We start from the raw sequence: 13,556 nt of genomic DNA, 5'->3' as shown, positions 1-13,556 counted from the left end.
AAGTGATGAAATAGATTCCTGTATTGTTTTGAATCTTATAATTCCGGCTCATGCAATACAAGTTACAAACTTGTAAGAAAAGCTATCTTCTTCTTTCTTTTTCCGCAAGTTACAAACTTGCGGTAGCTGTGGAATGGATTGGTGCCGCCTGAACATACCGTATTGTTCAACGCTTCTCCTACACTTTGGCCAAGTTAGTTTTCGTATGACTGACTTTCTAGTTTGGCTTTCGATTGTATAACCTTATTACCTCATCATTAAAATTCTTCATTACTAAGCTATCCCTCGAAAGTTTTATCAATTTGAACTTGGGTGATATTCCATCCAAATGATAAATTAAGAAGCCATTTTTCAATTCCAAATAATACCCCTTACTAAGTTCCTCTATATAATAAACTGAATCACCTTCAATTTTATAAAAGGCATTTTCATTTTCACTTTCGGCCCAAATGCCATTTAATAGCTCCTTTTCAAATCTTTCCTGGATTTCATGCTCATTAACCGTTTCCTTAACTAAGGTGTCGCTTAATGTAGAGTCATTTTTCTCTTCTTCAGATACTTTAACTGGTTTGGGATTTTCAGTCTTTAGCTTTTTTGATTCTTTTTCAGCAGGACTCTCGCACGCTATCCAGAGCATTGTACTTATTACTAGAAATTTTAAACTCATGGCACTTTAAGTTGAGGAATTTGTATATGAAAAGCTCTATCTCTTGAATTATAAGGAGTAAAAAACTTTTCTCTATTAATTCTGGGATCATTCAAAAAAGACCTATGCAATGCTTCAGTATTTCGTAATGATGAGGGAGCTAAATCTAGAACATTGCTGATAGCCGGATTCATTCCATGATTAGAAACATTTACTGGACCTAACTCCAAAATCCTATGTGTCATCATTCGAATAATATCCAAATTGGAGACTGATCCTAAATTTAAGTCACTAGAAACACCCTGCAAAATTTTCCCTAATACATATGTGTCAATTACTTTATCTCCGGATGGAGCATACAGATCATAACTTTCTTGACTTCCTCCAGAATGTGCATTCTGGAACATAACTCTAGCTTGATGACTAGGTGGTCGATATGCACTTGAAATTGTTGCACTATGATTTCCTGTGGCAATTAAGTTATCAGCTAGAACTTGAATAGAATAGTCCGAAATATCATTCCCATTGACGTGAGATCCTAATGTAAAACGAATCATATCTTGATTAATCATATCCATTGCAATATTTTCACGGACTGCACCAATGTAACCATTACCTCTTATCACTTGCCACGTACTTACCCTCTCATTACATCCGCAAGGAATTCCACTCCTTCCATTTACAGTTACTTCAGGTCCAATTACTTCTGCACCTACAACGGTATTATATAATCCTGCTGCTGCATCCCAGTTCGCTGCTGAACCTGGAACAGCTCCCCAAAAACCAAAATTATAATTGTAAGAGGCTGCATTAATAAAGGCCATTTGTCCACCATATGGACTACCCCATCCAAGTCCTGCCGTCCATGTCATCCCACTGCTACCATCGTCAGATGTACTTCGAAGAAATGAATTAATCATATTATTAATACTACTCCAATCATCATCTGTTCCGTTTGACCCTTCTGGAGTTAGGCCCCAAGGATCTCGGAACATCACCGGATTATTAAAGTTCGCATGATAAGGCGAATAACTCGGAGTACTACTAGCTAAAGGATCAGTAGCAAAGAACCTACCCAGTGCAGGATCATAGCTTCTGTACAAGAAGTCGTAATAGCCAGATATGCTATCGTAGCTTGCATAGGCACTTTGATACATCAGTCCCGGATCAATGTATCCTTCGGCTCTCCATGATTTATCTGTCTGCATGCCATACGGATAGTACTCATTCACCTGAGTCACCTTGAAACTTCGCGTTTCATTCTCATGAATGATGCGTAAGTCATCAAAATACACTTCCTGGTCTTCCTGGCTCTCGTTGGCTACATACACAAACAAATGACCCGGCTGGTCAAAGACCAGCTTTTCAGGCGTCTTTAGTTCACTCCATTGCTCAAAGGATTGCTCAGTCACGGATTGAAAGCTTGACTTGTCTGCTACAAAGTTATAATGCTCATCAAAAAACAAATACGCTAAGTATGCATCAGGTGCATCTTCATTACTTGAAGCATTTCCATCAATTGGAAATGGATTCGTTCCTGCTGATCCTACCGTATTGTTCAACGCTTCTCCCACTCCCCCGTCTGTAGTAGTCCCTCCGGTCATAGCCAGTAAGGCATCTATCACATTTCCAAAGACCGTTCCTGACCCTAGTGGATCATCCGTATACTTTGCCCAAACGTTTATTTCCACTTCATCACCTGCAGCTATGTCCAGCACTTTTGCAGGCCCCAATGTTCTGTTTGCGGCATTATTAAGCGCTGTACTTTGAGTTCCAGCTGGGGTATGATTTTCGGTAGGCACTCTCGTTACACCCGTCCAGTCAAATTCCGGATTTTCATCTTCCATAGTAGCCGTATAAATATTCCGCTCTGGAAGGTTACCAAATGCCACCCGGTTGTTGCCCTGCTGGTCCATCAGAAAGTACTCATAGTGGTACTTGTTGTTTTGCTTATAGGCTCTCCCCTCTGCGGTAGCCACCTGGTTCACTTCATCGTTGTAGTACTCAATCAATCCTACGTAATCTACTTTACCTAAGACGTTTCCACCACCATCTGTAATGGTCTTGGACAGGCGGTTTCCTCCGGCATCATACATGAAATCTATGGTGGTTCCATCTCCAAATGCAATGGTCTCCACCAGCTGGAGGTGGTTGTATGTCACTTCCACGATCTCTTTGTTCATGTCGGAGGTCATGTTGCCCATCACATCATAGGTATACTCCGTCAGTATATCGTTTTTGTCATCAAAGCCTTTGCCCTTATCCGGGCTGGCAGATAGTTCTGCTACTTTCTCCAGGCGGTGCGTGCCAGCCTCATATTGGTAGCTGATGTCATCCACTGTTTCGCCTCCTGCTTTGCGGCTGAGCTGGTTCATGTTGCCGCTATCATCGTAGGAGGCACTCATGTCATAAGCGCCTGCATCGCCGGTCCACGATCCGGCATTGTCCGTGGCGTAGGAGGTGTGGGTGAGGCGGTTTCGGTCGTCATATGTAAAAGCCGTGATGGTCTTTCCCCCAACACCCCCCTGCCCCAGAGGCGTCTGACCGCCCTCAAGGGGGGAGTTATCAGCATTCCAAACAGAGGAGGTAAGATTACCATCGTATCGACCGTCCATCGTTTCACCATTTACGGTGACTGGGTTGGTGTAGTTGAACTCCATCCCGAAGACATCATTTTCACCATCATCCAATCCGGCATTGTTGATTGATGAAATCCAGCCTTTGATATTGTAGTCATAGTCTACGGATTGGAGGAAGCCTTCGACAGGCTCAGGCTGGCCCGTTGGTTGGAGTGCATGTAAGTTTTTTTCGGTAAGCTGGCCCAGCACATTGTAATTGTATGCAGCTACTAACACACGCTCACCGGCATTGCCCGGCTCATCGATGGTTTGCCAGGTTTTTAGCAGTTGTCCATTGTGGGCATATTCATATTCTGTCAATACAGATACGGTCTCGGTATCACTGGTATGCTCCACGATCATCTTTTGCAGCTCTCCCTTCCAGTCCAGCTGGTTGGTCATTCGCTCCGTGCCGCCCAGGTGGTTTTCAGTGATGGTCTGTATCACCCGCAGGCGGTCATCGTAATACACCACAGAATTGAGCCACTTATCCGACCCAAGTACTCGGGTCTTACCGCCCGTCACCTGGTTTAGCACATTAGAAGTGCTGTCTGCTGTGAACCCGGCAGGAAGGCCGAATGAAAAATCTTCACCCTCAACATCCCAATCGGTATTGCTCTGGTAATCATAGTTATCATAGTAGCTTACTGAGAGCACTTTATAGGTTGGAAAGTCCGTACTACCTAGCTGCGGAAAGCTGCTATTCAGTGAATAGCCCACTTCGCTGTTCACCTCAATCTCAAAACGATCGGAATCCAATAATGCCTCGTTACGAAGCTCGGAAGTGGATAATCCGGTCACCACCAGTCCGGAGAAGACCGGACGGTTCCACGAGTCATATTTGGTAAAGGTCCAGGCGTTTGCACCGTCAAGCTGTTGCGCCGCATGACGCGTAAGCACCGGCCGGTCCCATTGATCGTAGATGATCTCCACCCATCCTGCACCGGGATCTTTCTTTCGGATGACCCGCCCTAAGCGATCATACTCATACTGAAATAGCTGTTCGGCAATTTGTTGATCAGAAAGCTCGCCCAACAGGTTAGTGTCTGTGATGGTGCTTGTGATGGCCGCCGGTATCACAAACCGCACACGTCCGTAATCGTCATAGACGTTATACGAACCGTACCATTTCCCATTGCTTTCATCAAATAACTGGCTCGTGATTTGCCTGCCCAGTGGATCGATGGCGGTTCGGGACTTGCGTCCTTCCACATCCGTAGTGATGGTCATTCGCACCTCATTGGCACCATAGATCGCATGGTTTTCAGGCTTACCGTTTTCATTGATCTTCCACTGACCAATCGCGGCATCTGTGCCAGGCACGTAAAACTGATAATCAAATCTTGTTTTCTTGTTATTGGTATGCCACTCTTCCCCCACCGAGGTGGTGGACTTGAGCCTGCCCCGGTCATCGAAAGTATGTTTGGAGAACGGATGTGAATCATGCGTGATCCCATCCGCACTGGCGTAAAAATTCGCTTGCCCCACTTCGGGCTGGTTTTGGATCATACCGGGCACGGTGGTGTCCTGATAGTACGCCAGGTAGGTCTTATCCTGCTTTCCGGTATACGCATTGTAATGATGAAAGGAAATCACGTCTTCCTGATTCTGCCCGGCCGCAACTACCACGGTCTGCAGTGGTCGGCCTGAGCCATCCGAATAGCTGTAAGTAGTTGCTTTCTCAGTGTACGGCAAATTAGAAAGTTGCAGGTGAGAAGTCACCGGTTGCTTGGGAACCTCCACACGAACGTAATTAAAGTCTTCTCTTTTGCATGTTATTGGAGTGATTGTGAGTACATCGCTTGTGGATGTGCTACCGTCAGAAGACGTAACCGTTCGCTTGAATTGCACCTCCCCGGACAATAGCTCTTCGGAATAATAGTTTTGTTCATTCCCAACAGTGATCCAGTTCGTTCCATCATATTGCTCCCAGGTATAGGCATATCCACCCATGCCCCCGGTAGGCTCGGCTCCACTTACTAATCCCAGTGGTGCATCCTGACAAGGATTGCTTCCATAAGTGATCTTTCCTGCAACTAAAGGGTCTTCCCGCAAAATCACCACAGTATCGCTGGCAGCCGTTTGATTGTAAGAAGTGACCAGTCGTCTGAATTTCATGATTTTCGCTGCACCGATAAGGGAAGGCTGAGGATCAAAATCTTTTTGATCAGCGATCAGCTCCAGCTCACAGTCACTGGGGCCTCCCCCTGTCACGTCAGATTCGCTGAAGGGGCATGCTACGTCCTCCCAGATACCTGTACCGATATTCAGCATTTGCCATTGGTAAGCGTATTCTCCTGTGCCACCAGAGGGAATTGTTCCTGTGATTTCATTTAAATCACAACTAAAACACACTCTTTCATCAGGCGTACTAAGACTTCCTGCTATCAAGGTTGGATATTGAATATCGGCATGGATGGTCGCTTCCTCATTTTGATCGCACACATAGGCTGTCCGCTTAAAGATCGTAGGCTCATAGATGGGATCGGTTGGCGTATAGCTAGCACCTGTAGCACCCGCAATGGATTCAAAACTCGTTCCGGTAAAAGTACCTTTTTTACTCCAGGCGTACGTCACCCCTGTCAGACCCGAACGATCGTTGAGTTCTTCGCCTGCAATTGGTCCGGGAATTTCACCTTCTGATACATTTCCGTAGGTATAGGTCAGCTGACCCGCTTCCAATTCCATCGGTGTGACTGTAATCACATTGGACTGTACCGTCTGTCCGCCTGATGTTACTTCACGCATGTATTCCGTGGGTTCAGAAATCGGCGTAAGGTCAAAGTCATAGTGAGGGTATGAGGTGACAAACCCATTTAAATTTTCCCATTCATCAATTGGATTGTTTGCAGATCTTTTCTTCCATGTATACTCATATATTCCAGATCCCCCAGTTGCGTCTTGTGCGCTGGGTATAGATGTCAGTTCCCCAGGGCAAATCAGTTGATCCGCTCCAATTGACCCGGCCTGTAATGCTGTGGTAATGACAACTTCATTAGAGGCTAGTACCTGTCCGGAGGATGTGATTCTTCGGTAGGCTGTTGTAACCGTTTGCGGGTAATCTACCAAGTCCTTTGAAGTAGCCCCCGGAATGTCTTCGTATCCAGAGGTTTCTTTCTTCTGCCACTGATAGGTATAGGACCCGGATCCTCCATTTGGTAGGGAACCCGTAATTGAAATTGTTCCCTCAGGAGAAATCGTTGAGCTACCACTATATGAAATACCGGTATTGACCAATTCAGGATAAACAGAAAGCTTAATGGTTTTGTAAGCCGTTTGCCCCCCAGAAGTTACTTTCATACGATACCACTTGTCTGCTGTGAGAGCAGGTGGATCATAAGGTTGGGGTGAAGAACTTGCACTACCCAGGTTGCTCCAGGTGATGTTGTCATTACTTTCCTGCCATTGGTAGGTATAACTTCCTGAAGCACCTCTGGCTGCATCGCTGGTGATGGGCGCAGCGTCTTGACCATAGTAGAGTTGCGTACCAGACCCAGAACTCACGCCCCCCGCCACAAGATTCGTAGTAACAGTTATTTCGTTAGAATATTTGGTCCCACAAGATTGTACCCTCCTACGGTAAGTAGTTGTAACGCTTTGGGTTACACTCCCTAAATCCCTTCCGGTCTTACCGGAAATGTTGCTGTATCCGCCAGTCGTCTTTTTTTGCCATTGGTAACTGTAAGATCCATTGCCTCCAGTGGCCGCCGCTCCGGCAATGGAAAGGGAGCCACCGGGATTCACATTGCCCCCGCTATAAGAAATGGTTCTGGGATTTAAATTACTATAAACGTTATAACTGATCACATTACTGTAGGCCGTTTGTCCATTCGAAGTGACTTTTCGCCGGTATTTTCTATCAGAGGTTAGGTTTGGAGGATTAAAACCTGTTCCATTTCCTCCCGCATTGGACCAAGAACTGCCACCATTCGTACTTTGCTGCCAGAAATAGGAATGATTCCCATCACCTCCCGTAGCGCTAGCACTATTGCTTATATTAGATGGGTTACCATTATAGCATACATTGGTTGAGGAGGTACTGATACTTCCGCCTGAAAGAGGGCCGGTTACATTCACGTTGACCGTTTCTGTATAGGGCTCATTGCTCACTGTTGAATTTGCCCTTACCCAGCCTGAACCATAGGAGGTCCACTTAACCTGGACAGAGTAATTGTTTTCATAGATAATAATACCTCCGGATATAGCGTAATCCGTATTCTGAACTATGCCACCTCCCTCTACACTGTAAGTATACGTTCCATTGTAGTCAACATCGGTTGGCCCGACAAAAGAGTAGGTGAAGGTACCCCCTCCGCCAGAGCCGCCTCCCCCACCTCCTGATCCTCCACCTCCTGATCCTCCACCATCTTCAATGCAGTTACCTTCTATATCTCTCTTACAATCCGGAGGACAGATAATACACTGGGAATAGGAAGAAAACGTAACGAATAGAAGGAAGAAGAGTAATGATAGAATGCGAGTCATCGTGATTAATTTATAGCGGGTAGCAAAGCAATTCGTTGGATAAGGGCCTGTGAATTTGGATTTGAAACAATCTTAAGAATAATCCTGTCCTCAAGTAATTCCTCTATTGTCTGAGTGGTTTGAGTACCATTTTGAAAAGTGAGTGTCAGTTGATCATCATTAACATTCCAAGATCCCTGGTTTGATCCTTGATTTGTCGAAACCGTAAATGAAGAATCTGAATCAAAAATAAATCTTTGACTTTCCAGTTGAGCGATAATTTGGGATTGCGTATCTACATCAAGGGAATCGAACTTAGCCCTATTAGCATAAGACATCAGGTCAATTGTTTCAGCGGCGTGTAAATCCCAGCTACCAATAAATTGTTGTCTAGCATTTGATTGAGCATATCCTATTGTTGAAAAGGTAGATAACAACAATAGTAGTATAGAAAGTAATTTCATACAGTGGCTAGGTTCAGTAGGTAAAAAAGATGTTACAGTAACTTAGTTGCGTTACAAGCCACCAAACCTAATACGTATTCATTAAAATTAAAAACGATTGTAATGACCTAATTTAATTAATCAGTAGGCCATTAATGAGGAGCCGGTCGGCGAGCACCAGCACCAGATGACTGGAAAATTTTCGAATGTTATGTAAATAAAGTGAAACAAATACTCTATCATTTGGTGCTCGAGCCTTTTGCAGTCCTTAGGAGGATCGAGCGCCTGCCTGCCGGCAGGCAGGTTAAGAAATCTTCAATTGGATGGTTTTAGTGAGGGGCCAGACTTTTCCTACTCAGAGTCATTGCCATACAGCCCGTCACGAGAGAAAGCAAGTGTACTTGTGATCCCTGATTTGATTGCTGTGACATGGATTGGATTACATGTTGCTATGAAAGCAACAAGATAAAAAAGGCAGCTACAAGCTATGACAAGAAATTTTTTTTTAAACTGCTGCTTAGTTGGAGGTGTTAATATTGGATTAGCAGTTTTCATCAATCCATTCAAAAAAATCAGCCACAGGTATTCCCATGTCTCTTAAGTTTGTTCTAATATGTGGCATAATGATTTCCTTTTCGTTCCTAAACATAATAGAACGAGTGCATCCAGGGCACTTCCATTTAACATGTTTCGTTCCCTTATCTTCATAACACCCTCTACTCTTTAGAAACTTCTCCCAGCACTTTCTATTAATAGGCGCATTCCTACCCATATCACTATACCATAACTCTAGCGATCTCTTCCTCTTGGATTTCGGTAGTTTCTGGAAGTTCGAAGTTTTGTAGAATGCCCTCTTTACTCACAGTTACAGTTGAATGATATTGCTTCTTCCTATACAGCTCTCTCTTCCAACCGTATTTGGATAGTTCTTTGGTTTGGGCGTAAGGCGGTAAGTCCAGTATGGTTAAAAACCAATCTTCAATAATATCATGCATCATTTCTCTAGCTGTATCAAAGGTATCTCCATACCCAGACACATTAAGAGATGGGTTATAACAAACTATTCTACCATGATCTTCAAAAGTGAAAATTTTAAAACGTCCTTCTATCCTTCTTTTTGAATTATCAATTTTTAGAAACTCAGACTTGTTACCTGATTCTATTGTTTTTGAAATCCAACCCATATGATAATTATTAATTATGCCGTGTAATTCAACGCTAAATTTAGCAAAATGATTTTTTCAAATAATAGAATCCATCGATTTATACGACACCTTTAACGACACCTATATACAAAAAAAGCCCCTCAGTTTCCTGAGAGGCTTATTCTTGCAGTCCGTAGGAGGACCGAGCGTCAAGAAATGACCCGGTGGGTCATTTTAGTGAGGAGACAGGTTGCGCGTTAGGCCCCTACGGACGAAATGAAAAAAGCCACTCAGTTGAGTGGCTTTTAGAATGCAGTCCGTAGGGGAATCGAACCCCTGTTACCAGGATGAAAACCTGGCGTCCTAACCCCTAGACGAACGGACCGAATATTTTTACAGCAACTCCTTTAAGCTGCCTGAGGGTTATATGATGTTTTCATCCCAGGATGAAAACCTGTCGTGACTAGCCGTCCGCCCTTAACCCCTAGACGAACGGACCGTGTTTCAATAAATGTCTTTTTCGCCAAGTACGATTGCTTTTAATAAAGCCAGATTTTGCAAACCTGTCGCCCTGACCGGGCCGTGCCTAACACCTAGACGAACGGACCGTTTTTCAATAAAATTTCCCAAATACACCGACGAACTTTACCGCCGTGTTTGTTTTGGGAGTGCAAATATAGAATTCCAACCCTTTTTAGCAAAGGAGTGAAATAAAAAAAGCGAAGAATTTTTCTTCGCCTTCAAAATATCTCTTTTACAATCACCTATTCTACGGCCTCTTGATAAATGGAAACGCCTATCAGGTATGTATTTACGATTAAGCTCTTCTTCGATTCAATGCTTGTTTTTAGGGAATCATATTTTCCACCATCAGCTACCATGCTGTCATTTTTACCTAACCCTTCAGCAAGGATCAGCCCACTGATGACAAACCCTATAAGAACTAGAACCAATTTTAAAGGTGAAGATTTTCTGGTGATTGCGGTTTTCATGATTATGGTGTTTATCCTATTAGTACCCAAAGGAACAGATTTATTACAGTTTTACGAAAAAAAAATTAAAAGGCTTCAAATTCATCGTTTTATTCTTCTACAATCACAATTGGAAAGTCCTGCCCTCTGGAAAATGTGTGAGGGTATTGAGGAGTACCCTTATAAAGAATACTAAGTTCCGGAACCTGATCGTCCAGATATGATTTCAACTCATAAATAGTCACCTTGCCATCTTTCGGGGCTCCATCAGCGTCACCTGAGAGCCCTTTCAGTAATGCATATGTAAAAAGACCATGACCGAGTGATTCAAATTCCGTTGCATACTGCTCACTTCCTGCTGCCGCCATTACATGGATGCCGGAGCTTCGGGAAAGCTGAGCAATGGCTTTTTCTTCAGGTGCGCCTCGCTGAGCCAACACTTCTACCGAGCCCCCCGATTGGCAGGCATCCATCACAATCAACTGCTTCAGCGCTTTGATTTCAAGCATGGCTTGTTGAAGAGAAGCTGCATCTATCCCGTACTCATCAATCCTACTATTATCATACAACCTGCTTGCTCCTGATGAGACCAAATAGAAGTTCCCATCGATCATGCTGCCATGACCAGCGTAATAGAAAATAAAGACATCATTGACTGAGATTTTATTTTTCAGCTCTGCGACCTTACTTAGGATGTTCTCTTTGGTCGCTTGCTTGTCAAAAATTTGATGCAGGATTACTTCGGAGTAAATTGCATCCCCTTGTTGCTTCATTTGGTTGGAAAATGAACTGGCATCCGATCGGGCGTAATTCAAATTCAATGCCTGGTTTTGGTACTCATTGATACCCACCGCCAGAATATGACAGGTGCTTCCTGGTACTTTGGAATCAGAAAAAAGCGTCACGGAGGCTCTATTTGACTCCAGGTTGGATTTGGATGAAGCCACCGCTACAAACTCATTATGACCTGCCACCAGTGGAAATTCAATGGAATAAATTTTGGCGTTTTTGTCCGATCGTACTTTTTGAATTTGAGGTTCCAATGAAACCCTTCGTCCATTATGAAAAAGCCTGACATCCTCTATCCCACCTCCTTCATCTGTTGCCTTAAGGTAAAGCTTAGCAACCTCATTTTCTGACAGTCCGGAGAGCTTGAGCGTAGGTGGTGGTGCCTGATCCATGATACTGCCAACGGATTTCTTACCCGATCGTGATGAGGTGAATATCTCTTCCACGAGTCCGGGCACATAAAATTCATCCATCAATTGATCAGCTCCTAAAACCTCCATTCCTCTCACAAAGTGGATGTTAGAAATGGCATCATCCGTAGCATCAAAGTAGCCTTCCGGGGTTTTGACCATCCAGTCATTTTTTCCTATCTGAATATGCTCAAAAAGCTCCTTATTCTCTTTTAGATTCCAAAATTTCGTCACCCCATCCACATCTGATGTAATCATTAGATCTTCTTTTATGTCCAAACCGTTTATTTCCGCCTGATGACCGTCCATCGATCGGATAAATGTTCCTTTTGACCTGTTCCAGAAAGTGACCATTCGGTCTGCACCAACCGAGATAAGATGATCTTTATAGGCAGCAACACCAAACACTGGACTCCCTGCATCCATTCTCGTTTTGATAAGTCCACTGTAGAGATCCCAAACGATGATCTTTCCATCCCATCCGGCAGACACAATATCACTTCCATCCACAGAAACGGTAGTGACATTGTTCGTATGTCCAATAAATTCCTTGACCAATCGACGTGTTTCTACCTCATACAGCCTCAGTGTTTTATCCAGCATGGCTAACACTAAATAGGCATCATTCTCGGTAAATGCCAATGAATAGGTAGAAGCTCCCTCGTTATAGGTGTAATTGTAACGGCTCCAATCGTTGGTATTCCACAGACTAATCACTCCATCCCAACCTGTGCTTGCCAGATATTTACCATTATGACTCAACGCTAAATCAAAAATCGGTTCACGATGGGCTTTAAATTTCCTGATCTGCTTGCCGGTAGATTTCTCCCATAGCATGATAGACCCATCTCCTCCAGCCGTGGCTATTGTGTTTTCATCCAGCTCTTCAAAGCAGAGTACACCCTTCTCATGCCCCAGGTACTCCATTTCGATGGAGGCACTATTTACGTTCCATTTTCGGGCTTTATTGCCTGTTTTTCCAACCAGAAAAGACTTTCCACTGAGTGCTCTGGCCGGCTTATACTTTACCCACATGGCTATGTAGTGCTCCCAATAACTACCCAAATCATAATCGAGTCCGGTGCTGGAGCGATTTAATATACCGTCATATCTCCTCAGCTCTTTTCCGTCAAAATCTGTTATTACAATAACCTTATCAACTGCAATGACAATCTCTTCCTCTGTGGGATGGAATGCAGCATCATTAATTTCTCCATCCATAGACCATTTGCGCTTTAGGATGCCACTACGATTCTCATACAGAAATACCGTATCTTCAGTGGAAGCCAGAAAGTGCTTACCGGATGATTGAAAATGGACTGAAGTAATATCATCATACTCCCGTGTGCCTTCAAAAGTTCGTTCACCGGTGGTTAGATGGTATTTGGTCAGTGTAGTTCCATTCGAGAGTTTGATGAGTTCATCACCATAAAGGTCTGTCAACGTTCCGCAACCCCCACACCAGCCTTTTAAGGGCTTAAAATAATGTTGCAGGCTCCAATCAGACACAGAATAGACCTTTGCTGCTCTGTTATCCTCTCCGATGACGAGGTATTTATCATCCGGGCTAAATTTCACACTTACGCCATAGCCTGTCCCACGATCTGCATTCGATTTTATTTTTTTTACCAGTGAGTAATCCCTGGTTGTGTAAATAGAAACGGAATCAGCGTAACTCCCAATCGCCAGTAACTTTCCATCATTGCTAAAATCAACGGATGTTACATAGTCCCTGAATTTCTCACTTCGCCAGAGCATCTCCCCTGTAGAGATATCCCAGACACCTGCTGTACCGTCGGCGCTGCTGCTGGCAAGCATATTACCATGCAACGAAAAACCATTGACCGTATGATTGTGGCCAAAGAGGGAGCGAATTTCCTTGCCAGATAGCGCATCCCATATTTTTATTGTCTTATCTCTGCTGGCAGAAATCAGATACTTCCCATCAGGGGTGAACCGAGCAGACTTCACAGCCTCACCATGTCCTTTTTGAATAACTGCCTGAAATGACTGAGCCTCTGCGAAACAGAGGCTCAAACACAATGTCAAAAATGAAAAATACTTTTTCAC

The 13,556-nt window shown here is 43.9% G+C and carries 7 protein-coding genes and 1 tRNA gene; 1 reads left to right on the top strand and 7 read right to left on the bottom strand.

Annotated features, from left to right (window positions below):
- Nucleotides 1-217: 217 nt before the first annotated feature.
- Genes ACXAH9_RS05275 through ACXAH9_RS05265 form a run of 3 tightly spaced genes read right to left on the bottom strand, consistent with a single transcriptional unit; the run spans nucleotide 218 to nucleotide 8,192 of the window.
- Entirely contained in the window at nucleotides 218-667 is a 450-nt protein-coding gene (locus tag ACXAH9_RS05275; protein WP_474893814.1) for a hypothetical protein, read from the bottom strand.
- On the bottom strand, nucleotides 664-7,749 hold the full coding sequence (locus ACXAH9_RS05270; protein ID WP_474893813.1) for a DUF6443 domain-containing protein: 7,086 nt from the start codon (nucleotides 7,747-7,749) through the stop codon (nucleotides 664-666). Before ACXAH9_RS05270 ends, ACXAH9_RS05275 begins: the two co-directional genes overlap by 4 nt.
- Nucleotides 7,750-7,754: 5 nt before the next feature.
- Complete coding sequence (locus ACXAH9_RS05265) at nucleotides 7,755-8,192, bottom strand: lipocalin family protein (RefSeq protein ID WP_474893812.1); 438 nt, start codon at nucleotides 8,190-8,192, stop codon at nucleotides 7,755-7,757.
- A gap of 238 nt (nucleotides 8,193-8,430) precedes the next feature.
- Here ACXAH9_RS05265 and ACXAH9_RS05260 point away from each other — a divergent pair, with 238 nt between their 5' ends.
- Nucleotides 8,431-8,640, top strand: a complete 210-nt coding sequence (locus ACXAH9_RS05260) for a hypothetical protein (protein WP_474893811.1) — start codon at nucleotides 8,431-8,433, stop codon at nucleotides 8,638-8,640.
- 307 nt (nucleotides 8,641-8,947) lie between these two features.
- On the opposite strand, the gene ACXAH9_RS05255 is transcribed toward ACXAH9_RS05260, so the two are convergent.
- The 4 genes from ACXAH9_RS05255 to ACXAH9_RS05240 all read right to left on the bottom strand — a co-directional run bounded on the left by ACXAH9_RS05255 (nucleotide 8,948) and on the right by ACXAH9_RS05240 (nucleotide 13,523).
- Nucleotides 8,948-9,355, bottom strand: a complete 408-nt coding sequence (locus ACXAH9_RS05255) for a hypothetical protein (RefSeq protein WP_474893810.1) — start codon at nucleotides 9,353-9,355, stop codon at nucleotides 8,948-8,950.
- A gap of 274 nt (nucleotides 9,356-9,629) precedes the next feature.
- Nucleotides 9,630-9,701: transfer RNA gene (locus ACXAH9_RS05250), tRNA-Glu, on the bottom strand.
- 379 nt (nucleotides 9,702-10,080) lie between these two features.
- Complete coding sequence (locus tag ACXAH9_RS05245) at nucleotides 10,081-10,308, bottom strand: hypothetical protein (RefSeq protein WP_474893809.1); 228 nt, start codon at nucleotides 10,306-10,308, stop codon at nucleotides 10,081-10,083.
- Nucleotides 10,309-10,397: 89 nt separating this feature from the next.
- Nucleotides 10,398-13,523: a caspase family protein gene (locus ACXAH9_RS05240; protein ID WP_474893808.1), complete on the bottom strand. Its 3,126-nt coding sequence runs from the start codon at nucleotides 13,521-13,523 to the stop codon at nucleotides 10,398-10,400.
- Nucleotides 13,524-13,556: the final 33 nt, after the last annotated feature.

It is taken from the genome of Ekhidna sp. ABH4_415 (assembly GCF_056161305.1).
This window is presented reverse-complemented; position numbering and strand designations above follow the sequence as displayed.